Raw genomic sequence first — 21,724 nt, forward strand, 5'->3', positions numbered from 1 at the left:
CGGCGACGTCAGCGGGCGAGCGCCGCCCGCACCTCCGCGGCGGCATCGCCGGGCCCCGCGACCTCCACGTCGTCGAGGCCCTGCCAGGCGGCGGCCGAGCGCAGCAGCGGCGCGAGGCGCTCGGCGAGCGCGCCGTGCGGCACGCCGTCCTCGGCCCAGGCCGACTGCACGCGCAGCACGCCGGCCTTCCGATCGCTCTTGAGGTCGACCCGGCCGGCGAGCGCGTCGTCGACGAGCACGGGCAGCGAGTAGTACCCGTACCGCCGCTTCGCCGCCGGCGTGTAGATCTCGATGCGGTAGTGGAAGTCGAAGAGGCGCAGCGCGCGATCCCGGTACCAGACCACCGGATCGAAGGGCGAGAGCAGGGCGGTCGCCTCGATGCGCCGGGGGATGCTCGCGGCCGGGTCGCGCCAGGCGGGCAGCGGGCGCGCGCCGCGCATCCACCCCTCCACCGTCACGGGCTCGACGATGCCCTCCTCGTGCAGCTCGCGCAGCGCGGCCTGTGTGTCGGCGACGGGCAGGCGGTGGTAGTCGGCGATGTCGCCGACCGCGCCGACCCCGAGTGCGACGACGGCGCGGTGCACGAGGGCGCGCATCGCCTCGGCCCGTGGCACCCGCTGCGCGTGCAGAGCGGCGAGCCCCACCTGCTCGGGCAGGGCGTAGACGCGCGAGAACCCGCGCCGCCCGGCGCTCACGACGTCGCCCCAGCGGAACAGGAACTCGAGCCCGTGCTTGACGTCGCTCCAGCCCCACCAGGGCCCGCGCCGCACGTTCGCCTCGTGCTCGATCTCGCCCGCCGTGACCGGGCCGGTGACGGCGAGCTCCTGCAGCAGCCACTCGAGCATCGGGCCGTGCTCGCGCACCCAGGCGTGCTTGACGGGGTCGCGCCCGCGCAGCAGCTCGCGCTTCCAGTGCCAGAGCGGCCAGTCCTCGCGCCGGATGACCGCCGCCTCGTGCGCCCAGTACTCGTGGTACCGCCCGCGCCGCGCGAACAGCAGCGCGTCGAGCGCGGCCGGGTCGTAGGGGCCGAGGCGGGCGAACAGCGGCAGGTAGTGCGAGCGGGCGAAGACGCTCACCGAGTCGAGCTGCAGCACGCCGAGCCGGTCGACGGCCGCGGCGAGGCGGCGCGGGGTGACGGCGTCGGGATGCCCGCGCCCCACGTTCCGACGCCCGAAACCCTGCGCGGCGAGCGCGAGCCGGCGCGCGGCGGGGGCGGTCAGGTGCGGCACGCCTCGACGCTATCGGGCACGGGCGACATCGCCGGAGCATCCTGAGGCCCCCTCGTTCACCCGTCGTTCACCCGGCCGCCGCCGGGGTGCACCGAGTGCGACATGTCGCCTGCTTAGCGTGCGATCAGCGCGGTACCCCCTGAGCTCGACCACAGCACGAGCCGCCGCGCCCTTCCCCGGAGGACACCCCTGTGATTCGCTCTCGACTCCTCGCCGGCGCGGCCCTCGCCGCCGTCGCGACCCTCTCCCTGACCGCCTGCGCCACCGACGCCGAGCCCACCGCGGCCGGCGGCGTCGACGCCTCGACCGCCACGAGCCTCGCCGACTTCGGCACGCTCGCCGACCTCGAGGAGGCCGCGAAGGCCGAGGGCGCCCTCAACGTCATCGCGCTGCCCCGCGACTGGGCCAACTACGGCGAGATCATCGACCTCTTCGCCGAGCGCTACCCCGAGATCACCATCACCGAGGCCTCGCCCGACGCCTCGAGCGCCGAGGAGATCCAGGCCGCCGAGAACCTGCGCGGCCAGGACACCGCCCCCGACGTCTTCGACCTCGGCCTCGCCGTCGCGCTCACGAGCACCGACTACTTCGCGCCCTACAAGGTCGAGCGCTGGGACGACATCCCCGACGCCCTCAAGGAGGAGTCGGGCCTGTTCGTCGGCGACTACGGCGGGTACATGGCGGTCGGCTACGACCCCGACGCCGTGCCCGCCCCCGAGTCGCTCGACGACCTCCTCGGCGAGGAGTACCGCGGCAAGGTCGCCATCAACGGCGACCCGACCCAGGCCGGTGCGGCGTTCGCGGCGGTCGGCATGGCCACCGTGCAGAACGGCGGCGACCTCGACGACTTCCAGGCCGGCATCGACTTCTTCGAAGAGCTCAACGCCGCGGGCAACTTCGTCAAGATCGACCCCACGCCCGCCACGGTCGCCTCGGGCGAGACCCCCGTCGTCTTCGACTGGGACTACCTGAACAACGGCTACGCCGCCGAGCTCGACGGCCAGCGCAACTGGGAGGTCGTGGTCTTCGAGGGCACCGGCTACGCGGGCTACTACAACCAGGCCATCAACGTCGACGCCCCGAACCCGGCCGCCGCGCGCCTCTGGATGGAGTTCCTCTACAGCCCCGAGGTGCAGAACCTGTGGCTGAAGGGCGGCGCCCGCCCCGTGCTCGAGCAGGCCATGGTCGAGGCCGGCGAGATCGACGAGGCGCTGTACGCCGCGCTGCCCGAGGCCCCGGCCGACACGGTCGTGCCCTCGGCCGAGCAGAGCGACGCCGCGGCGACGCTGCTCGGCGAGCGCTGGGCGACCGCTGTCCAGTAGCACGGTCGTCACCCCCGCGGTCGAGCCCCGGAGCGCAACAGCGCCCCGGGGCTCGACCCGCCCCGTCCGGCCCCGCCGCACCCGCGGCGCCGCCGCCTGGGGGGTGGCGCCCTTCGCCCTGTACATCGCCCTCTTCCTCGCCCTGCCGACCGGCATCGCCCTCGCGACCGGCTTCGTGGACGAGGAGGGAGCGTTCACGCTCGACACGATCGCCGCGCTCGGCGACCCCTTCGTGCTCTCCGGCTTCGGCACCTCGATCGCGCTCTCGGCCTTCACCGCCGTCGTGGGCGCCCTGCTGGGCGCGCTGGTCAGCTATGCGATCGTCGCGGCCCGCCCCGAGGGGATGCTCCGCTCGGTGATCGACGCCGCGAGCGGGGTGCTCGCCCAGTTCGGCGGCGTGATGCTCGCCTTCGCGTTCATCGCGACGATCGGCATCCAGGGCGGCGTCACGGTGCTGCTGCGCGACCTCGCCGGCATCGACATCTTCGCCGACGGCGTCTGGCTCTACGAGTCGCCCGGCCTGATCCTGCCGTACGTCTACTTCCAGGTGCCGCTCATGATCATCGTCTTCCTGCCCGCGCTCGAGTCGCTCAAGCCGCAGTGGGCCGAGGCCAGCGCGACCCTCGGCGGCACGACCGCGACCTTCTGGTGGCGCATCGGCATCCCCGTGCTCTGGCCCTCCTTCCTCGGCTCTCTGCTGCTGCTCTTCGCCAACGCCTTCTCCTCCTACGCGACGGCCGCGGCCCTCACGAGCCAGGGGCAATCGATCGTGCCGCTGCAGATCCGGGCGGCGCTCACGAGCGAGACCCTGCTCGGGCGCGAGAACCTCGCCGGCGCGCTCGCGCTCGGCATGATCGTCGTGATGGTCGTCGTCATGACGCTGTACGCCCTGCTGCAGCGCCGGGCCGACCGGTGGCGGCGATGAGCGCGGGCGCGGGCATCCCCGCCCCGAGCGCGCTCGCCCGCCGCAGCATCCTCACGATCGTCGGCGTGCTGTTCGCCATCCCGATCGTGGCGATGGTCGAGTTCACGCTGCGCCGCGGGCTCGAGGGCGGCTACGACCTCAGCCGCTGGATCACCGTGCTCACGGGCGATCTCGGCCCCGCCTACCGGCCGCTCGGGCAGGCGATCGGCAACTCGCTCGCCCTCGCGGCGGTGACCGTGCTCGTCGTGCTCGTGCTGCTCGTGCCGACGATGGTGCTCGTGCAGTTGCGACTGCCGCAGCTGCGCCGGGCGCTCGAGTTCGTCTGCCTGCTGCCGATCAGCATCCCGGCGATCGTGCTCGTCGTCGGACTCGCGCCCGTCTACAGCGTCGTCGCCCGCCTGTTCGGCAGCGGCGTCTGGACCCTCGCCTTCGCCTACGGCATCATCGTGCTGCCCTTCGCCTACCGCGCCGTGCAGTCGAACCTCGACGCGCTCGACGTCGCGACCCTGACCGAGGCGGCGCGCTCGCTCGGCGCCTCCTGGCCCGTCACCATCGTGCGCGTACTGCTGCCGAACCTGCGCCGCGGGCTGCTCGCCGCGGCCTTCATCTCGATCGCCGTCGTGCTCGGCGAGTTCACCATCGCCTCGCTGCTCAACCGGCAGAACCTGCAGACGGCCCTCGTCGTCGTGAGCAAGGACGACCCCTACATCGCCGTGGTGCTCGCACTGCTGGCGCTCCTGCTGGCCTTCGTGCTGCTGCTCGTCATCGGGCGCGTCGGGCGGGGCCGCACCCGGAAGGAATCATGACCGACACGACCGCTCCGTCCACCGTCCCGGGCCCCGGCCGCGTCTCCGCGCCCGTCGCCCTCGAGGGCGTCGTCAAGCGCTTCCCCGGGCTCACCGCGCTCGATGGCGTCTCGCTCGACCTCGCCCCGGGCGAGTTCGTCGCCCTGCTCGGCCCCTCCGGCTGCGGCAAGACGACGGCCCTGCGCGTGCTCGCCGGGCTCGAGCCGGCTGACGAGGGGCGCATCCTCATCGACGGCGAGGACGTCGCCCGCGTGCCCACGAACAAGCGCGACATCGGCATGGTGTTCCAGTCGTACTCGCTGTTCCCGCACATGACCGTTCTCGAGAACGTCGAATTCGGGCTCCGGATGCGCCGCGTGCCCGCGGCGGACCGCCGACGCCGCGCGCAGGACTCCCTCGACCTGGTCGGCCTCGACCACCACGGAGCGCGCTACGCGCACCAGCTCTCCGGCGGCCAGCAGCAGAGAGTCGCCCTGGCTCGCGCGCTCGTGACCCGCCCCCGCGTCCTCCTGCTCGACGAGCCGCTCAGCGCGCTCGACGCGAAGGTGCGCGTGCAGCTGCGCGACGAGATCCGCCGCATCCAGACCGAGCTCGGCATCACGACCGTCTTCGTCACGCACGACCAGGAGGAGGCGCTCGCCGTCGCCGACCGCGTCGCCGTCATGCGCGCGGGCCGCATCGAGCAGATCGGCACGCCCGAGGAGCTGTACACTCGGCCCGCCTCGGCCTTCGTCGCCGAGTTCGTGGGCCTCAGCAACCGGCTTGCCGGCACCGTCGACGGCGAGGCCGTGGTCGTGCTCGGGCAGCGGCTGCCCCTGCTGGCCCCCGCCGAGCACGGCGCCGCCGTGCGGGCGCTCGTCCGACCGGAGGACATCCGCCTCGGGGCCGATGGCGCGGGTGCGGCGGGCACCGTGCTGACGAGCTCGTTCCTGGGCTCGCTGCGCCGCACCCGCGTGCGCCTCGACGGGGGGGAGGAGCTCGTGGTGCAGCACGACGTCGCACTGCCCGCCCGCCCCGGCGACCGCGTCGGCGTGACGCTCAGCGGGCGCGCAGTGTCGACCTCGCCGGCCGAGCCGCGCTCGTAGACTGTGGCGATGCTCCGTCGCCACCGATCCGCCGAGCCCGACGCCCCCCTGACCGACGGCGTGCCCCCGGGCATGCGCATCGCGGGGGCGTGGTCCTGGCGCCTGCTCGCCATCGCCGCGGTCATCGGCGTCGTCATCTTCCTGGTCATGCAGCTCGCGCTGCTCGTCATCCCCATCTTCATCGCCGTGCTGCTCGCGGCGCTGCTGCAGCCGCTCAACGGCTGGCTGCAGAGGATCGGCTGGCCGAAGTGGCTGAGCGTCACCGCCTCGATGCTCGCGCTCATCGGCGCCGTCTCCGGGCTCGTATGGCTCGTCGTCTCGCAGATCCGCAGCGGGCTGCCCGCGCTCGAGGAGCGCGCGGTCGAGCGATTCGACGAGGTCGTCGGGCAGATCAGCACGGCCTTCGGCATCTCGGAGGACGAGATCGGCACGGTCATCGACGACACCCTCGGGCAGTTCGATCTCACCGACGACTGGTTCGTCAGCGGCGCCCTCTCGGTCGGCTCGACGGTCGGCGAGGTGCTGACGGGCGCCGTGCTGGCGCTGTTCACCCTGCTCTTCCTGCTGCTCGACGGCCGCCGCATCTGGAGCTTCGTGCTGGGGCTCCTGCCGAAGCAGTCGCGCAAGGCCGTCGACGGCGGCGCGACCGCCGGCTGGTTGACCGTCACGAACTTCGCCAAGGTGCAGATCTTCGTCGCGTTCGTCGACGCCGTGGGCATCGGGCTCGGTGCGGTCATCCTGCAGCTGCCGCTCGCCCTGCCCATCGCGGTCGCGGTGTTCCTCGGCAGCTTCATCCCCATCATCGGCGCCGTCGTGACGGGCGCGCTCGCCGTCGTCGTGGCGCTCGTCTTCTACGGCCCGGTGCAGGCGCTCATCATGCTCGGCATCGTTCTGCTCGTGCAACAGATCGAGGGCAACATCCTGCAGCCGCTCGTCATGGGCTCGGTCGTGCGGGTGCACCCGCTGGCCGTCGTGCTCGCGGTGGCGGCCGGCGGGTTCCTCGCCGGCATCCCGGGAACGCTCTTCGCCGTGCCCATCGTCGCGTTCCTCAATGTCTCCATCCGGTACATTGCGAGCGGGGCGTGGAAGACCCGCCCCCGCCCGACCATGGCCGATCTCGCGGCCATCACCGACGTCGACGAGAGTCGCCAGAAGAAGAAGAGATGACCGACACGGTGGTGACGACGCCGGTTCCCGAGCCGCGCGCGGCGCTCGCGGACCTCGCCGGGCCGACCCTGGCCGAGGTCGAGGCGGCGCGCGAGGTCGTGCGCGCGGTGGCCGAGATCACGCCGATGGAGACCTCGCGGCACCTCAGCGAGATCCTCGGCGTGCCCGTGCACATGAAGTGCGAGAACCTGCAGCGCACCGGCTCGTACAAGATCCGCGGCGCGTACAACCGCATGTCGCGGCTGAGCGACGCCGAGAAGGCGCGCGGCGTCGTCGCCGCGAGCGCCGGCAATCACGCTCAGGGCGTCGCCTTCGCCGCGCGCGAGCTGGGCATCCGCGCCACGATCTTCATGCCGATCGGCGTCGCCCTGCCGAAGCTGCAGGCGACCCGCCACTACGGCGCCGAGGTGGTGCTCGTCGGCCACACCGTGGCCGAGCCGCTGCGTGCCGCGCAGACCCACGCGGCCGACACGGGTGCCGTCTACATCCCGCCCTTCGACCACCCCGACGTCATCGCCGGCCAGGGCACGCTCGGGCTCGAAGTGCTCGAGCAGGTGCCCGACCTCGAGACGATCATCGTGCCGATCGGCGGCGGCGGGCTCATCTCGGGCATGGCGAGCGTGCTCAAGCGCAAGGCCGCCGAGCTCGGGCGCGAGATCCGCATCATCGGCGTGCAGTCCTCGCAGGCGGCCGCCTACCCCGCGAGCCTCGCGGCCGGCGCGCCCACCGAGGTCGTCGTGCACCCCACCATCGCCGACGGCATCGCCGTCTCGAAGCCGGGCAAGCTCAACTTCGCGATCATCAAGGATGCCGTGGACGAGGTCGTCACGGTCGACGACGACGACATCGCGCGGGCCATGCTCGTGCTGCTCGAACGCGCCAAGCTCGTCGTCGAGCCGGCCGGGGCGGTCGGAGTCGCGGCCATCCTCACGGGGCGCGTGCGCGCCTCCGGCCCGACCGTCGTCATGCTGTCGGGCGGCAACATCGATCCGCTCGTCATGGAGCGCGTCATCAGCCACGGGCTCGCCGCGTCGGAGCGCTACCTCAAGCTGCGCATCCCGCTGCCCGACCGCCCCGGCCAGCTCGCCGAGACGAGCCGCATCGTGGCGGAGCAGAACGCGAACGTCGTCGAGGTGCTGCACACCCGCCACGGCTCGGGCCTGCAGATCAGCCAGGTGGAGCTCGAGCTGCACATCGAGACCCGCGGGCCGGAGCACGCCGAGCAGGTGCTGCACGCGCTGCGCGCGCACGGCTACGCGCCGCGCTCCATCAGCGTCTGAGGAGCGGCGCAGGCGCGGCTGCTCACGAGAGACCCTCGTCGCCCGGCTGAGGGACTGCCCTCCGCTGGGCCTCGAGCACGGTGACGGGGACCCGTGCATCGCGTGCGGAGCACGCGCGCTGCCGCGATCACGTGCGTCGCACGTGCACCTTCCACTCTGCAGGACTTTCGCGAGTGATGCTCCACTGACTCCTGCAGAGTGGAAGGAGCGACAGCGGGAGACCATCACCTCGGCGAGGGCGGGCCCGCCCCGTCAGGAGGCCACGATCGTGCGGCACGGCCAGGGTCTTCGCCGTCCGGCCGCGACGCGTCCGGACTACGGCGTGTAGTTCTCGACGTCGAGGATCTCGACGCTGATGCTCGCGCCGGTCGGCGCCTCGTAGCTGGTCTTCTCGCCGATCTTGAGGCCGAGGATGGCCTCGCCGAGCGGGCTCTTCTCGCTGTAGACGTCGAGATCGCTGCCGGCGGCGAGGATCTCGCGGCTGCCGAGCAGGAACTTCTCCTCGTCGCCCGACACCAGAGCGGTGACGACGGTGCCGGCCTCGACGACGCCGTGCGACTCGGGCGCCTCGCTGACGGTGGCGGTGCGCAGCAGCTCGGTGAGCTGGCGGATGCGGGCCTCCATCTTGCCCTGCTCGTCCTTCGCGGCGTGGTAGCCGCCGTTCTCCTTGAGGTCGCCCTCGTCGCGCGCCGTCTCGATGCGCTTCGCGATCTCGGAGCGGCCCTCGGTCTCGAGGGTGTGCAGCTCAGCGGTGAGCCGGTCGTACGCGTCCTGGGAGAGCCACGGGGTCTCGCTGCTCATCGGTCATCGCCTCCTGACAGAACGGAACCGGCCGAAGGTCGGCCGGTTCCGTGATCGATTCCGTCGAGGCTACGGGAGCCAGCAGCGGTACGGCAAACCCGTCACGGGCCGCTCGGAGGTTCGCAGCGACTCGGCGAACTGCCGCGTGCGCTGCTCCGACGCGCCGAGCTCGACGATTCGCCAGCCGACGATGCCGAAGCTGCCGTTGAGAGCCTGCAGCGCGCAGCTCACCTCGACGCCCGGCTCGACACTGACCTCCCACTGAACGGTGACGCTCGACTCGGTGACGTCGAGATACCCGAGCTCGCGGACCTCCAGCGTGGAGCTCGTGCCGGAGAGGCCGCCCCAGACGACCCAGGCCGCGAAGACGCCGACGAAGGCGACCGCGCTCATGATCGAGACAGTGCGCACGCGGCGGCCATCGCGCGGCGTCCGGCCGTACCGCTGGTCGAGCCGTGACGACGGCGTGTCGGCAGGGCGGGTGCGGGAAAGGGACATGATTCGGCGCTCGATCGATTCCACAGGAGACGGCGGTTAGTCTCGATGACCGTAGCGCGCGCTGCTGTGCGCGTGCTCACCGTCCGGCCCCGAGATCAAATTCTCGGTGGCCCCGAACCGCAATGGAGTTGCTCGTGACGTGGTTGCCGTCCGCCCTGATGCCTCAGGGTCTCGGGCCCACCCCGGTAGATGATCCACTCATTCCGTCCATCGAGATCGACCCCAACCTCGTCACTCCGGGGGTCTCCGGATTCATTGCGACCGCCGTGGTCACGATCGTCGTCGTTCTGCTGATCGTCGACATGATGCGCCGCATGCGCCGGGTGCGGTACCGCGGCGAGATCCGCGAGCGGCTGGCCGCCGAGCAGGCGGAGCAGGACGGGGCGACGGGATCCAACGCGGCGACCGGATCCGACGCGGCGACCGGCTCAGGCGCCGAACGGCGGGTCGACGGCGACGAGCAGGATCCCCGTCCAGTGGCATAGGAACGCGATCACCGTGAGCGCGTGGAAGATCTCGTGGAACCCGAAGACCCCGGGCACCGGGTTCGGCTTCTTCATGCCGTAGATGATCGCGCCGGCCGTGTAGGCGAGCCCGCCCGCGATGACGAGCACCATCATGGCCGCGTCGGCGGCGAACAGGTCGCCCATGTAGAGCACGGCGGCCCAGCCGAGCAGCAGGTACAGCGGCACGTACGCCCAGCGGGGCGCGCCGATCCAGAACACGCGGAACCCGATGCCGAGCGCGGCGCCCGCCCAGACCAGCCCGAGCAGCAGGTACCCCTTCTCGGGCGGCAGCGCGAGCACCGCGAGCGGCGTGTAGGTGCCCGCGATGAGCAGGAAGATGTTGGCGTGGTCGAGGCGCTTGAGCAGGATGCGCGTGCGCTCGCTCCACGTGAAGCGGTGGTACGTCGCCGAGATGCCGAAGAGCAGCAGCGAGGTGGTCATGAAGACCGCGCTCGACCACGTCGCCGCGGCGCCGTCGGCGGCGAGCAGCAGCACGATGCCGGCGACGAGCGCGACGGGGAAGGTGCCGGCGTGGATCCAGCCGCGCCAGGTCGGCTTGGCATCGAGCTGCGCGTACTCGATCGACTCCTCGAGCAGGGGAACGTTGGGCAGGTCGGCGGCGGGTTCGCGCTCGACGTCCGAGTCGGGTGAGGTCACGGCTCCGACCCTACGTCGGCGCACCGCCGCCGCGGAATCCTTTGGCCTCCGCGGACAAGCGCTGCGGTGTGCACTACCGTGAGTCTGTGCGTTCGAAGCGAACCCCGCTCGGCAGCGGGCTGCTCTACCAGCTCTACATGGGCCGCCTGCGGCGGCGCCTGGCGGGCACGACGCACCCCCACCACGTCGCCATGATCATCGACGGCAACCGGCGCTGGGCTCGTCAGTACGGCGGCACCACTGACCACGGTTACCGTGCCGGCGCCGACAAGATGCGCGAGTTCCTCTCCTGGTGCGACCAGGCCGACATCGGCGTCGTCACCCTCTACCTGCTCTCGACCGACAATCTTGCCGGTCGCCACGCCGACGAGCTGGCCGGCCTCACCCGCATCATCGCCGAACTGGCCGACGAGCTCTCCCGCCAGCCCGGCTGGCGCGTGCAGCACGTCGGCAGCCGCGACGGCCTCAGCGAGAACCTGCTGCAGCACCTCGACGACGCCGAGGCTCGCACGGCCGACAACCGCGGCCTGCACATCAACCTCGCCGTCGGCTACGGCGGCCGGCGCGAGATCGCCGATGCCGTGCGCTCGATCGTGCACCACCACGCCGAGCGCGGCGGAACCCTCGACGAGCTCGCCGAGCAGGTCACCCCCGAGCGCATCGCCGAGCACCTCTACACCGGCGGCCAGCCCGACCCCGACCTCGTGATCCGCACCTCCGGCGAGCAGCGGCTCAGCGACTTCATGCTGTGGCAGAGCGCCCACAGCGAGTTCTACTTCGTCGAGGCGCTCGGCCCCGACCTGCGCGAGGTCGACTTCCTCCGCGCTCTCCGCGACTTCGCCCGCCGCCAGCGCCGCTTCGGCGCCTGAGCGGCCGCCCACCCGACCCCGCCCCACCCGCTGCACCGCGAGCGCGACCCGCGCGCTCCACCCCACCGCCTCGAAGGAGCGCGCATCCCGTGATCTCGATCGATGAGTACGCCGCCCGGTTCCGCGAGGACCCGGGCTACCTGAACTTCGCCAGCGCCGGTCCGGTCGGCGACACCGTCGTCGCTGAGATGCGCGCGCAGTCGGAGATCTTCGCGCGCGCCCGCTTCGGCTCGCTGCCCGACGTGCTCGGGGAGGAGGAGCGGGTGGATGCGGCCGTCGCCCCGCTGCTCGGGTTCCGGCCGGATCAGGTGGTCTTCCAGCCGAGCACGAGCCAGGCGCTCATGCACGTCATGTTCGGGCTCACCGGCGGGCTCGCGCTGAGCGCGGGGGAGTTCCCCTCCGTCGGTTACGCCGCCGCCCGTGCGGCCGAGGCGCTCGGCGTGCTCGTGCCGCACGCCATCACCCCCGAGCACGAGCGCATCACCCCGGCCGTCGTGCGCGACCAGATGGCCTCCTCCGTCGTCGCGGTCTGCGTGAGCCTCGTCGACTACCGCACCGGGCACCTGGTCGACCTCGAGGGCATCCGCCAGGTGATCGGCGACCGGCTGCTCATCGTCGACGCCATCCAGGGCGTCGGCGTCGTCGAGGCGCCGTGGGGGGTCGCCGACGTCATCGCGTCCGGCGGGCAGAAGTGGCTGCGGGCCGGGTACGGCACGGGGTTCCTCGCGATGAGCGACCGCGCGCGCGAGCAGCTCACGCCGGTGTGGTCGGGCTGGACGGCCGTCGGCGAGCTGCCGGACGGGCCCGATCACGACATCCGCCCGCCGCAGCCGGATGCGCGCGCGTTCCGCGTCGGCTTCGCCGACCCCGCGGCGCAGGGAAGACTGGCGGTCGCCGTCGAGGAGGTGCTGGACGTGGGCGTGGGGGTGCTGCGTGAGCGGGTGCTCGAGCGCGCCTCCCGGGTCGTCGACCTGCTGGACGAGGTTGGCCTGCCCGTCGTGTCGCCGCGGGAGGACGCCGAACGGGCCGGGATCGTCGTCGCCGAGCCGGCACCGGAGCAGCTGAGCATCCTCACCGCCGCCCTGCACAACCACGGCGTCACCGTCACCGCGCGCGGGGGTCGGGTGCGCTTCGCCCCGCACGCCTCGACGAGCGACGAGACGCTCGAGCTGCTGCGCGAGAGCCTCGCCGAGTACCAGGCCGGCACCCGCATCTGAACACCCGGTTACCGGCTCTTCCCAGATGAGGGTGTAGGTCGGCCGGGCGCGTCGGTCCGCAGATAGACGTCGAGGTCTCCCGACGACGGAGGTTCCTACGCCATCCATCCGAAAGACCTCGACGTGCCCGACGCTACCCCGTCGGCCGGCTTCGGCCGCCCTGACCTGACCGCCTTCGCGGCTCATCCCAATCGGCTCTGATCGGGTCTGCTGACCCTCTCGACGAGAACGCAGCGACATCACAGCCACCCAACTCCGACCGTCCGGGAAGCCGGGGCACGTCACATGGGCTGTGCTGCGGGCGTGTCGAGTGGGTCGTCCAGGGGCGACGCAGGAGCGTCGACGCGACGTGCTGAGAGGTGGTTCCAACCGAGCGCTAGGACACAAGCTACAGGCATGGCGATAGGTCAGGAACGGCGTCGCTCCCTGCGCAGGAGGGAGCGCAGAGTCTCGGCGTTCGCGTAGCCGACCCGTAGCGCGATCTCGGCGGAGGTGAGGTCCGTGGTTGCTGAGAGGTGTCGAGCTCGTTCGGTGCGAAGCCGTTGGACGAAGCCGAGCGGAGTGAGGTTGAGCGCCGCACGGACTCGTCGTTCGAGGGTGCGCCGGCTGGTGCCGAGCGACTGCGCGACGAAGGCGACGTTGAACGGTTCGTCCAGGCGGGCGCGCACGAAGCGTTCGAACTCGACGACGATCGGGTCCTCGTGCCGGAGATGTTCGTAGGCGACGAAGGCCGCCTGCGACGGACGCTCGTCGATGATGAGGAGCTTGGCGACATGTTGGGCCAGGTCGGGGCTGATCGATCGCACGAGTGAGAGCGCGAGGTCGATGTGGGCGAACGCGGCGCCGGCGGTGACGAGGTTCCCGTCGACCACGACCATGGTGTCGAGATCGAGGGCGACGGTCGGATAGCGCTTCCGGAACTCCGGCCCCAGGAACCAGCTGGTCGTCGCCCTCCGATGATGCATCCGTCCGGTCTCGGCGACAGCGAACACGCCGGTGCACGCCGCGGCGATCCGGGTGGTCGCCTCGTCGAGGCGCCCGAGCGAGGCGATGACCGAACGAGCATCTCGGCTCTGGAGGACGTCGTTGGTAGCGGCGGCCGTAAGGGTTCCAAGCGCAGGGACGACGACCACGTCGAACTCTCCGGACTCCGACAGCGGGTGGTCCACCGACAGGGTCATCGATGCCGTCGTGGTCACTCGCCGTTTCGGTCCGAGGATGGCGAGTTCGATCGGGTCGATCCGCGGGTCGACATCGCCGCGGGCTCCGTCGGCCACCCGCACGATGTCGATGACCGACGCGACCGCCGAACCGAGGCAGCCGTCGATCGCGATCAGTCCGATACGCATGACGTAAACAATAGCAATACTGCCGTATACGCCACTCCCCACCGGCCCTCGCTCGTCATAGGCTGAATTCGTCCCACGAAGAACACCGACGTCAAGGAGAGTCCCTCATGTCCACACCCTCATCACTTCCGTATGCCTTCGTCGCCAAGATCGTCGCGGCCGATGGACAGCACGACGCGCTCGCCGATCTGCTCGCCGGCGCTGTCGCACTCGCCAACGAAGAAGTAGGAACGATTGTCTGGTTCGCGGTCAGGACCCACGCCGACACCTTCTGGATCTTCGATGCATTCCCCGACGAGGCCGCTCGCGACGCCCACGCCAACGGCGCCATCGTCGCAGCCCTGATGGCCAACCAGCACCTCCTCGGCGCAGCACCCGAGATCCTGGCGGCCGACGTCCTCGCGTCCAAGCTCCCGTAGTCCGCCAACGCACGAGACGATCGCGCCCCGCCGAGCCGTCGGACCCGACCGCCTCGACACCCGCACCACGTTGACGATCCCCGACGGGCCGATCACGAGGGGGGCCAGGCAACACCAGGCGCAAGCCTGGAGCGGCACTGGTTCACCGGTGGTCATCGAGAGAGCCAGCGCGGTTCCATGGCAGCGCAACTGTGTCAACTTGCCCTCCGTCCCGCTAGGCGCCGTGGGCGGGTCTTGGTTGCGATCCGTTGCCGTGACGGGAGACGCGTTGCGCGTCGCAGCGATGACGGGTCGTTGGCGTTCCGGGGCTTTGCGTTCGTGCGCGTCGCCCGTGCGGCATGGAACATCTCGCTGCGCACACAACGATCGCTGCGCCGACGCACCGTTGACACCTCGCACGTCCAGGTCGCGAACAACGCCACGCCGCGTTGCCGAGCGGAGCGAGGCCTATCGGCACACGGACAGGATGCCGGCCGCGAGCGCTCAGCCGGGGAGGGGTCCGTCGCAGAGGAGAGCGACGTCGGTGTCGGGCACAGCCGTGAGGCCAGCGCATCGCGCGACCACCAGAACCGAACAGCCCCTGCACTGCGTTTCCGCAGGTCAGGGGCTGTTCGCCAGGGCCGCCTGTCGGAATCGAACCGACGACCTAATCACGTCGGCTTTGCGTCTATCGCTTCCGTGACGCGGTCGAGGTGGTCGCGATGGACGGCTTCACCGGGTTCAAGACCGCCGCTGCAGAGGAGATCCCGGACGCGGTCACGGTGATGGATCCCTTCCACGTCGTGCGCTTGGCCGGTGACGCCCTCGTCAGGTGCCGGCGCCGGGTCCAACTCGCGATCCACGGGTACCGTGGGTTCAGGGACGACCCGCTCTACACGTCGCGGCGCACGCTGCACACCGGCGCGGACCTGCTCACCGACAAGCAGAGCGACAGGCTACGCGCGCTGTTCGTTGATGACGCTCACGTCGAGGTCGAGGCGACCTGGGGTGTCTACCAGCGCATGATCGCCGCCTATCGCCACGAGGACCGGCAACGTGGCCGCGAGCTCATGGAGAAGCTGATCACCGATCTCAGCGCCGGCGTCCCCAAGGTGCTCACCGAGCTCACCACCCTGGGCCGGACCCTGAAGAAGCGAGCCGCTGACGTGCTCGCCTACTTCGAACGACCCGGTACCAGCAACGGGCCGACCGAGGCGCTCAACGGACGGCTCGAACACCTGCGCGGCTCCGCATTCGGGTTCCGCAACCTGACCAACTACATCGCCCGAGGCCTGCTCGAGACCGGCGGCTTCAGACCCCAACTTCTACACCCCCGATTGGGATGAGCCCGGTTACCCGCGTGTGACGCCGGGCGTGTCGCTGTCGACCCGAGCGCTCGTCGGGTCTAGCGTCAGCCGCATCAGGCAGCCCGCCTGATCGCGACGGCCATGACTCGTCCGCGAATCCCGGCCGACGCGTCGCGAGACAACGGTCCGGGTCGCGCCCGCGCTCCCCGGGATATGGAGCAATGGTGGCCGCTTCCGACACCTCCCGCCAGGCAGTTTCCGCTCAGACGACCGAGCAGGGGGTGGCACAGCGCACCTACGTGCTCGACACCTCCGTGCTGCTGAGCGATCCGAAGGCCCTGTTCCGCTTCGCCGAGCACGCGGTGGTCATCCCCGTCGTCGTCATCGGCGAGCTCGAGGCCAAGCGCAACGATCCCGAGATCGGGTACTTCGCCCGGCAGGCGCTGCGCAACCTCGACGAGCTGCGGGTGCTGCACGAGCGTCTCGACTTCCCCATCGCGGTGGGGGATGCCGGCGGATCGATCCGCGTCGAGCTCAACCACTCCAACCAGTCGGTGCTGCCCTCGGGGCTGCAGCTGGGCGACAACGACTCGCGCATCCTCGCCGTGGCGATGAACCTCGCCAACGACGGACTGCACGTGGTCGTCGTCTCGAAGGATCTGCCGATGCGGGTGAAGGCCTCGTCGATCGGCCTCGCCGCGGAGGAGTACCGCGCCGAGCTCGCCGTCGACTCGGGCTGGACGGGCACCGACGACGTGCGCCTCTCGAGCGAGCAGATGTCGACCCTCTACGACCGCGAGACGATCGAGACCTCGACCGTGCGCGACGTGCCGATCAACACCAACCTCGTCATCCACTCCGACCGCGGCTCGGCCCTCGGCCGGGTCTCCGAGCCCGGGCGCATCAGCCTCGTGCGCGGCGACCGCGACGTCTTCGGTCTGCACGGCCGCTCGGCCGAGCAGCGCCTCGCGATCGACATGCTGCTCGACCCGCAGATCGGCATCGTCTCGCTCGGCGGCCGCGCCGGCACCGGCAAGTCGGCGCTCGCCCTCTGCGCCGGGCTCGAGGCGGTGCTCGAGCGGCAGCAGCAGCGCAAGATCATGGTGTTCCGCCCGCTGTACGCGGTCGGCGGTCAGGAGCTCGGCTACCTGCCCGGCGACGCGAGCGAGAAGATGAACCCCTGGGCGCAGGCCACCTTCGACACCCTCGGCAGCGTCGTCTCGCAGAACGTGCTCGACGAGGTCATCGACCGCGGCATCCTCGAGATCCTGCCGCTCACGCACATCCGCGGCCGCTCGCTGCACGACGCCTTCGTGATCGTCGACGAGGCGCAGTCGCTCGAGCGCAACGTGCTGCTCACGGTGCTCAGCCGCATCGGCCAGAACTCGAAGGTCGTCCTCACGCACGACGTCGCCCAGCGCGACAACCTGCGGGTCGGCCGCCACGACGGCGTCGCGAGCGTCATCGAGACCCTCAAGGGGCACGGGCTGTTCGGGCACATCACCCTTACCCGCTCCGAGCGAAGCGCGATCGCCGCGCTCGTGACCGATCTGCTGGAGGGCAACGAGCTGGCCTGAGCCGCACGTGGTGCGCGGGGGCGGTCGGGGGAGCCCGGCCGCCCCTCGTCGTGCGGGAGTCGAGCATCCCTCTTGCATCGCTATCTCGATATAGGTAGATTTCGACGCATGGAACCCCTCTCGCGCGTGACCGCCGCGACCGTCGACGTGCTGGATGCCCTGCTCGAGCACCCCGACGGCTGCTGGGGTCTGCTCGCCATCAAGCGCAGCGGCCGCCCCGCCGGCACCGTCTACCCCGTGCTCGACCGGCTCGAGCGCGCGGGGTGGATCACCTCGGAGTGGGAGCGCGATGACGAGCGCCCCGGCCCTCGCCGGCGGTACTACCGGCTCACCGGCGACGGGGCGGTGCAGGCGGCACGGACGGTGGGGGAGTTCCGCGCGCGGGCCGCCTCGCGGCGCACGAACGCGGCGCCCGCGCTGCGGCCGGGGTTCGCGTCGTGAGCGGGTCCGCCCGCTCCGTCGGCTCCCGCCGGCTCGCGCTCGCCCGCCGTCTGCTTCCCGCCGCGCTCCGCGAGCGCTACGACGAGCAGTGGTCGGCCGACCTCCGCGATGCCGACGAGCTCGGTGTGCCGGGCCCCTCCATCGCCTGGGGAGCACTCCGGTTCGCCGCCCTCAGCCGCTTCGGCCCGCACGGCGCCGAGCCCGCGGAGCTCGAGCGGCAGTCCTGGCACCTCGCGCGCTGGGGCGGCGCGCTCATCGGCACCGCCGCGGTCGGTTCGACCGTCGGGTTCCTCGGCTTCGGCGGCCTGGCCGGCCTCGGGCCGCTCGCGGCCGTGCATCCGGCTCTCGCGCTCGTCGGGCTCGCGCCCGTCCTGTTCGTGGTCGGCGCGGCGGCTGCGGGCATCGCCCTGCTGTGGGCGGCCGTGCTGCGGCGGCCGCGCATCCACCCGATGTCGCTGCTCGTCGTCCTCGCGCTCTCGGCCGGGTCGGTGCTCATCGCGCTCTGGCCCGTCGCCATCGATCGTCCGGATCCGCTCGCGAGCACCCTGCTCGGCGGGGGCGCGCTGCTGCTCGTGCTCGGCGCGATCGGGGCGCTCGTCGTGTGGGGCGCGACGCCCGCCGAGAAGTGGCGACCGCTTCCCCGGGACGCGTCGGATCGTCCGGGGCGCTCCGGTCCCGTCACGCTCGCGGCGTCCCTCGCGATGGTCGGGGTCATCGTGCTCGGGCTCGTCGAGGGGCTCGTGTGGGGCGTGCAGGACCAAGCGGGCGGGATCCCGGCCGCGGCGGTCTACGCGGCGCTCACCGACCTCGACCGGGTGTACGGGATCGCGAACGTGCTGGTGTGGGCCGCGATCGCGAGCGTCGGGCCGCTCGTGCTGATCCTCGTGCGGCACCGCGCGCTCGTCCGCGGCGAGGCCGAGGCCGCCGTCACCCGGCTCGTCGGCGTCCTCGGCCTGCTCGGCGTCGGCGCCACCGTGTTCTTCCAGGGCTGGGCGACCTTCTCGATCGGAATGTCGATCGCCGACACCCTGCCGCCGTACACGGGCAGCCGTTCGACGCTGTGGTTCGCGTACTCGTCCGTCGGCACCATCGCAGCGCTCACGGGGCTGCTGCTCGCCCTCGCCCCGACGGCGCGCACGAGCGGCAGCGCCCCCGTGCGCGCGGCCGCGTCGCGCGACCTGCGACGGGCGTACCCGCCGCTGGGCTGACGGCGAGGGATGCCCGCCCCCGGGCCCCTACAGGCCGGGCGAGGTCATCGAGAGCACGTCGAGCAGTTCGTCGAGCTGCTGCTCGGTGATCTCGCCGCGCTCGACGAAGCCGAGGTCGACGACCGCCTCGCGCACGGTGATGCTCTGCGCGACGGCGTGCTTGGCGACCTTGGCCGCGGCCTCGTAGCCGATGACGCGGTTGAGCGGGGTGACGATCGAGGGCGAGGACTCGGCGAGCGCGCGCGCCCGGTCGAGGTCGGCCTCGAGGCCGGTGACGGTCTTGTCGGCGAGGACGCGCATCGAGTTCGACAGCAGGCGGATCGACTCGAGCAGCGCGGTGCCCATGACGGGGATGGCGACGTTGAGCTCGAAGGAGCCCGAGGCGCCGGCCCAGGCGATGGTGGCGTCGTTGCCGATGACGCGCGCGCTCACCATGAGCACGGCCTCGGGCACGACGGGGTTCACCTTCCCGGGCATGATCGAGGAGCCGGGCTGCAGGTCGGGGATGCGCAGCTCGCCGAGGCCCGTGTTGGGGCCGGAGCCCATCCAGCGCAGATCGTTGCAGATCTTGGTCAGCGAGACGGCGATGACGCGCAATGCGCCGCTCGCCTCGACGAGGCCGTCGCGGGCGCCCTGCGCCTCGAAGTGGTCCTCGGCCTCGGTGATGGGCAGGCCGGTCGAGGTCGCGAGCTCGGCGATGACCTTCTGCGAGAAGCCGAGCGGGGTGTTGATGCCGGTGCCCGTCGCGGTGCCGCCGAGGGGCACCTCGGCGACGCGCTCGATGGTGCCGCGCACGCGGGCGGTACCGAGGCGGATCTGCCGGGCGTAGCCGGCGAACTCCTGCCCGAGGGTGACGGGCGTCGCGTCCATGAGGTGGGTGCGACCGGCCTTGACCGCGGTCTTCCAGAGCTCCGCCTTCTCCTCGAGCGCGGCGGCGAGGTGCTCGAGCGCGGGGATGAGGTCGCTCAGCAGCGCCTGCGTGACGGCGAGGTGCACCGAGGTGGGGAACACGTCGTTCGACGACTGCGAGGCGTTGACGTGGTCGTTGGGGTGCACGGCGAGCGCCTCGGTCGAGGCGAGGGTCGCGAGCACCTCGTTCATGTTCATGTTCGAGCTCGTGCCCGAGCCCGTCTGGTACGTGTCGACCGGGAAGTGCTCGTGGTGCTGCCCGCCGATGATCTGGTCGGCGGCGCCGACGATCGCCTGCGAGAGGGCGCCGTCGAGGATGCCCAGCTCGGCGTTGACGATCGCCGCGGCCCGCTTGATCTGCGCCAGGGCGACGATCTGCCCGGGCTCGAGGCCCGATCCGGAGATCGGGAAGTTCTCGACGGCGCGCTGCGTCTGCGCGCGGTAGAGGGCCGTGCGCGGCACGCGCACCTCGCCCATGGTGTCGTGCTCGATGCGGAAGTCGGACTCGGTGGGCGTGCTCACGGCGATGTGATTCCTTTGCAGACGGTGCGGATCGGTGGGATCGGGGGAGGGTTCGCGGGTCAGATCTGCCCGACGACGGCGTCGGGCTCGACACGGCCCTCGGCGAGGCGGTAATTGGCGCCGACGACTGCCAGGGTACCCGCGGCGACCGCCTCGCTGATGAGCTCGCTCGCGGCGAGCAGCTCACCGACGGTGTCGCGCAGGTGCTCGCGCCCGACGTCCATCGCGTCGAGGGAGCCGACGTCGGTGCCGCCGGTCGCGAGCAGGCAGCGGTCGACGGCGGGGTGGATGCGCGCCACGAGGCCCGCGATGTGCGTGGGCAGCGGCGCGGGGTCGGGCTGCCGCGAGTCGATGGCGGCGCGCACGGCCCCGCACTCGTCGTGGCCGAGGACGACGATGAGGCGCACCTTGAGCACGGCGACGGCGTACTCGAGCGAGCCGATGACGCTGTCGCTGATGACCTGCCCCGCGTTGCGCACGACGAAGAGGTCGCCGAGGCCCTTGTCGAAGATGATCTCGGCGGCGAGGCGCGAGTCGGAGCATCCGAACAGGGCGGTCGAGGGCGCCTGGTAGCCGGCGAGCTCGGTGCGGCGCTCGACGTCCTGCCGGGGGTGCCGCGGCGTGCCGGCGACGAAGCGCTCGTTGCCGCGCTCCATCTCGCGCCAGACCTCGGCCGGGGTGCGCTTCTGGTTCTGCTCGGGCATGGTGCCTGCCTCCTGCGGTCGCGTCGATCGTCGAGCCGCGCGCGGCGCGCCCGCGCGGGGCGCGGGCTACTCGGCGGGCTCGGGCAGCTCGGCGGCCACGGCGGTCGCCAGCTGCGCGAACTCCGCCTCGGTCGCCGTGCCGTACAGCACGACGGTGCTCGTGGCGGTCTCGGTCACGAGGGCGTACTGGCGGTTGCCGACGGCCTCGTTCCCGCGTCGATCGTAGAGGCTCCAGACGACGCCGCCGATCTCGACCTCCTCCGACGACCGCGGCTGCCGAAGCTCGTCGGCGAGCCACGTCGGGTTGGCGTCGAAGCCCTGCACGAGGGCCAGGAACCGCTCACCGGGGGTGATGAAGCCGATGTACCACTCGATGACGGTCGCGTCGCCGCTGAGGTCGGCCCGATTGCTCACCCAGTCCTCGGGCACGTCGGGCGCGAGCACCTGCTGCCCGAGCCCGCCCTCGGCCTCGACGGCGCTCGCGCGGTAGTCGATCAGCAGGTCGTCGGGCTCCTCGCGCACGGTCACGACGACGAGGAACATGACGATCGCCATCGAGGCGACGAGCGAGAGCACGAGGTTGCGGGTCGTCTGGTTCGCGCGGCGCTTGCGGCGGTTCTCGGCGATGCGGTCGGCCTTCTCCTGCGGCGTCTCGGGGCGCCCGAGCTCGGCGACGATCGGCCGGCCGGTGACCGGGTCGGTCACGACGAGCCGCCCGGGCTCGCGCCGGTGGCCGCGCGGGCGGCGTCGAGGCGCTCCTTCGCGCCGATGAGCCAGTCCTCGCAGCGGCGGGCGAGCGCCTCGCCGCGCTCCCACAGGGCGATGGACTGCTCGAGGGTCGCGCCGCCCTGCTCGAGCTCGGTGACGACGCGGGCGAGCTCGTCGCGCGCCTGCTCGTAGCCGAGGTCGGCGATCGCCGGGAGGTCGGGGGTGATCACATCAGCCAT

22 protein-coding genes and 1 pseudogene are annotated in these 21,724 nt (G+C 71.7%); 14 read left to right on the forward strand and 9 right to left on the reverse strand.

Annotation, left to right across the window (positions count from 1 at the left end):
• Positions 1-8: 8 nt before the first annotated feature.
• A complete protein-coding gene (locus tag HGB54_RS03380) occupies positions 9-1,229 on the reverse strand; it encodes a winged helix-turn-helix domain-containing protein (RefSeq protein ID WP_168915204.1) in 1,221 nt (406 codons plus the stop codon).
• 191 nt (positions 1,230-1,420) lie between these two features.
• Here HGB54_RS03380 and HGB54_RS03385 point away from each other — a divergent pair, with 191 nt between their 5' ends.
• Genes HGB54_RS03385 through ilvA form a run of 6 tightly spaced genes read left to right on the forward strand, consistent with a single transcriptional unit; the run spans position 1,421 to position 7,814 of the window.
• Positions 1,421-2,551, forward strand: coding sequence for an ABC transporter substrate-binding protein (locus HGB54_RS03385; RefSeq protein WP_168915205.1), 1,131 nt, complete (start codon positions 1,421-1,423; stop codon positions 2,549-2,551).
• Entirely contained in the window at positions 2,541-3,476 is a 936-nt protein-coding gene (locus HGB54_RS03390; RefSeq protein ID WP_168916776.1) for an ABC transporter permease, read from the forward strand. The genes HGB54_RS03385 and HGB54_RS03390 overlap by 11 nt, the downstream gene beginning before the upstream one ends.
• The gene (locus HGB54_RS03395; RefSeq protein ID WP_168915206.1) at positions 3,473-4,282 is read left to right on the forward strand and encodes an ABC transporter permease; all 810 of its coding nucleotides are present in this window, start codon (positions 3,473-3,475) and stop codon (positions 4,280-4,282) included. The genes HGB54_RS03390 and HGB54_RS03395 overlap by 4 nt, the downstream gene beginning before the upstream one ends.
• Entirely contained in the window at positions 4,279-5,367 is a 1,089-nt protein-coding gene (locus HGB54_RS03400; protein ID WP_168915207.1) for an ABC transporter ATP-binding protein, read from the forward strand. Before HGB54_RS03395 ends, HGB54_RS03400 begins: the two co-directional genes overlap by 4 nt.
• A gap of 9 nt (positions 5,368-5,376) precedes the next feature.
• Positions 5,377-6,534: an AI-2E family transporter gene (locus HGB54_RS03405; RefSeq protein ID WP_228545916.1), complete on the forward strand. Its 1,158-nt coding sequence runs from the start codon at positions 5,377-5,379 to the stop codon at positions 6,532-6,534.
• On the forward strand, positions 6,531-7,814 hold the full coding sequence (gene ilvA / locus HGB54_RS03410; protein ID WP_168915208.1) for a threonine ammonia-lyase: 1,284 nt from the start codon (positions 6,531-6,533) through the stop codon (positions 7,812-7,814). The genes HGB54_RS03405 and ilvA overlap by 4 nt, the downstream gene beginning before the upstream one ends.
• 315 nt (positions 7,815-8,129) lie before the next feature.
• On the opposite strand, the gene greA is transcribed toward ilvA, so the two are convergent.
• Together greA and HGB54_RS03420 are read right to left on the reverse strand one after the other, a co-directional pair.
• A complete protein-coding gene (greA, locus tag HGB54_RS03415; protein WP_168915209.1) occupies positions 8,130-8,615 on the reverse strand; it encodes a transcription elongation factor GreA in 486 nt (161 codons plus the stop codon).
• 69 nt (positions 8,616-8,684) lie between these two features.
• Positions 8,685-9,008 carry a DUF4307 domain-containing protein gene (locus HGB54_RS03420; RefSeq protein ID WP_168915210.1) on the reverse strand — a complete coding sequence of 108 codons (324 nt, stop codon included), beginning with the start codon at positions 9,006-9,008 and terminating at the stop codon, positions 8,685-8,687.
• Between the two features lie 239 nt (positions 9,009-9,247).
• Between HGB54_RS03420 and HGB54_RS03425 the strand changes: the two genes are divergently transcribed.
• Positions 9,248-9,598 carry a hypothetical protein gene (locus HGB54_RS03425; protein ID WP_168915211.1) on the forward strand — a complete coding sequence of 117 codons (351 nt, stop codon included), beginning with the start codon at positions 9,248-9,250 and terminating at the stop codon, positions 9,596-9,598.
• Here the strand turns inward: HGB54_RS03425 and trhA are convergent.
• Positions 9,542-10,276, reverse strand: coding sequence for a PAQR family membrane homeostasis protein TrhA (trhA, locus tag HGB54_RS03430; protein ID WP_228545918.1), 735 nt, complete (start codon positions 10,274-10,276; stop codon positions 9,542-9,544). The genes HGB54_RS03425 and trhA overlap by 57 nt on opposite strands.
• An 86-nt stretch (positions 10,277-10,362) precedes the next feature.
• Here trhA and HGB54_RS03435 point away from each other — a divergent pair, with 86 nt between their 5' ends.
• Both HGB54_RS03435 and HGB54_RS03440 read left to right on the forward strand, forming a co-directional pair.
• Positions 10,363-11,145, forward strand: a complete 783-nt coding sequence (locus HGB54_RS03435; protein ID WP_168915212.1) for an isoprenyl transferase — start codon at positions 10,363-10,365, stop codon at positions 11,143-11,145.
• An 89-nt stretch (positions 11,146-11,234) separates the two neighbouring features.
• Positions 11,235-12,362 (forward strand): aminotransferase class V-fold PLP-dependent enzyme, encoded by a 1,128-nt coding sequence (locus HGB54_RS03440; RefSeq protein ID WP_168915213.1) that lies wholly within the window; start codon positions 11,235-11,237, stop codon positions 12,360-12,362.
• Between the two features lie 407 nt (positions 12,363-12,769).
• Here the strand turns inward: HGB54_RS03440 and HGB54_RS03445 are convergent, their stop codons facing one another.
• The gene (locus HGB54_RS03445; RefSeq protein ID WP_168915214.1) at positions 12,770-13,711 is read right to left on the reverse strand and encodes a GlxA family transcriptional regulator; all 942 of its coding nucleotides are present in this window, start codon (positions 13,709-13,711) and stop codon (positions 12,770-12,772) included.
• Between the two features lie 107 nt (positions 13,712-13,818).
• On the opposite strand from HGB54_RS03445, the gene HGB54_RS03450 reads away from it, so the two are divergent.
• The 5 genes and pseudogenes from HGB54_RS03450 to HGB54_RS03470 all read left to right on the forward strand — a co-directional run bounded on the left by HGB54_RS03450 (position 13,819) and on the right by HGB54_RS03470 (position 18,642).
• The gene (locus HGB54_RS03450) at positions 13,819-14,130 is read left to right on the forward strand and encodes a putative quinol monooxygenase (protein ID WP_146357789.1); all 312 of its coding nucleotides are present in this window, start codon (positions 13,819-13,821) and stop codon (positions 14,128-14,130) included.
• 674 nt (positions 14,131-14,804) lie between these two features.
• A pseudogene (locus HGB54_RS03455) lies at positions 14,805-15,455 on the forward strand (ISL3 family transposase); the annotation flags it as partial.
• A gap of 182 nt (positions 15,456-15,637) precedes the next feature.
• Positions 15,638-16,993, forward strand: a complete 1,356-nt coding sequence (locus HGB54_RS03460; RefSeq protein WP_168915215.1) for a PhoH family protein — start codon at positions 15,638-15,640, stop codon at positions 16,991-16,993.
• A gap of 108 nt (positions 16,994-17,101) precedes the next feature.
• On the forward strand, positions 17,102-17,434 hold the full coding sequence (locus HGB54_RS03465) for a PadR family transcriptional regulator (protein WP_168915216.1): 333 nt from the start codon (positions 17,102-17,104) through the stop codon (positions 17,432-17,434).
• Positions 17,431-18,642 (forward strand): hypothetical protein, encoded by a 1,212-nt coding sequence (locus HGB54_RS03470; protein ID WP_168915217.1) that lies wholly within the window; start codon positions 17,431-17,433, stop codon positions 18,640-18,642. The genes HGB54_RS03465 and HGB54_RS03470 overlap by 4 nt, the downstream gene beginning before the upstream one ends.
• 27 nt (positions 18,643-18,669) lie before the next feature.
• On the opposite strand, the gene HGB54_RS03475 is transcribed toward HGB54_RS03470, so the two are convergent.
• The 4 genes from HGB54_RS03475 to HGB54_RS03490 form a co-directional block, all read right to left on the reverse strand.
• Positions 18,670-20,073 (reverse strand): class II fumarate hydratase, encoded by a 1,404-nt coding sequence (locus HGB54_RS03475; RefSeq protein ID WP_407663497.1) that lies wholly within the window; start codon positions 20,071-20,073, stop codon positions 18,670-18,672.
• A 59-nt stretch (positions 20,074-20,132) separates the two neighbouring features.
• Positions 20,133-20,777 carry a carbonic anhydrase gene (locus HGB54_RS03480; RefSeq protein ID WP_228545919.1) on the reverse strand — a complete coding sequence of 215 codons (645 nt, stop codon included), beginning with the start codon at positions 20,775-20,777 and terminating at the stop codon, positions 20,133-20,135.
• A gap of 66 nt (positions 20,778-20,843) precedes the next feature.
• Positions 20,844-21,482 (reverse strand): DUF4245 domain-containing protein, encoded by a 639-nt coding sequence (locus HGB54_RS03485; RefSeq protein ID WP_168915218.1) that lies wholly within the window; start codon positions 21,480-21,482, stop codon positions 20,844-20,846.
• Positions 21,479-21,724: an exodeoxyribonuclease VII small subunit gene (locus HGB54_RS03490; protein WP_168915219.1), complete on the reverse strand. Its 246-nt coding sequence runs from the start codon at positions 21,722-21,724 to the stop codon at positions 21,479-21,481. The genes HGB54_RS03485 and HGB54_RS03490 overlap by 4 nt, the downstream gene beginning before the upstream one ends.

The organism is Microcella flavibacter (assembly GCF_012530535.1).
Taxonomy (GTDB): domain Bacteria; phylum Actinomycetota; class Actinomycetes; order Actinomycetales; family Microbacteriaceae; genus Microcella; species Microcella flavibacter.

Excerpts from the sequence above, each read along its gene's own strand:
- HGB54_RS03395 (WP_168915206.1), top strand. The coding sequence starts at position 3,473 with ATGAGCGCGGGCGCGGGCATCCCCGCCCCGAGCGCGCTCGCCCGCCGC.
- HGB54_RS03400 (WP_168915207.1), top strand. The coding sequence starts at position 4,279 with ATGACCGACACGACCGCTCCGTCCACCGTCCCGGGCCCCGGCCGCGTC.
- HGB54_RS03405 (WP_228545916.1), top strand. The coding sequence starts at position 5,377 with ATGCTCCGTCGCCACCGATCCGCCGAGCCCGACGCCCCCCTGACCGAC.
- ilvA (WP_168915208.1), top strand. The coding sequence starts at position 6,531 with ATGACCGACACGGTGGTGACGACGCCGGTTCCCGAGCCGCGCGCGGCG.
- greA (WP_168915209.1), bottom strand. The coding sequence starts at position 8,615 with ATGAGCAGCGAGACCCCGTGGCTCTCCCAGGACGCGTACGACCGGCTC.
- HGB54_RS03420 (WP_168915210.1), bottom strand. The coding sequence starts at position 9,008 with ATGAGCGCGGTCGCCTTCGTCGGCGTCTTCGCGGCCTGGGTCGTCTGG.
- HGB54_RS03445 (WP_168915214.1), bottom strand. The coding sequence starts at position 13,711 with ATGCGTATCGGACTGATCGCGATCGACGGCTGCCTCGGTTCGGCGGTC.
- HGB54_RS03450 (WP_146357789.1), top strand. The coding sequence starts at position 13,819 with ATGTCCACACCCTCATCACTTCCGTATGCCTTCGTCGCCAAGATCGTC.
- HGB54_RS03460 (WP_168915215.1), top strand. The coding sequence starts at position 15,638 with ATGGTGGCCGCTTCCGACACCTCCCGCCAGGCAGTTTCCGCTCAGACG.
- HGB54_RS03465 (WP_168915216.1), top strand. The coding sequence starts at position 17,102 with ATGGAACCCCTCTCGCGCGTGACCGCCGCGACCGTCGACGTGCTGGAT.
- HGB54_RS03480 (WP_228545919.1), bottom strand. The coding sequence starts at position 20,777 with ATGCCCGAGCAGAACCAGAAGCGCACCCCGGCCGAGGTCTGGCGCGAG.
- HGB54_RS03490 (WP_168915219.1), bottom strand. The coding sequence starts at position 21,724 with ATGGCTGATGTGATCACCCCCGACCTCCCGGCGATCGCCGACCTCGGC.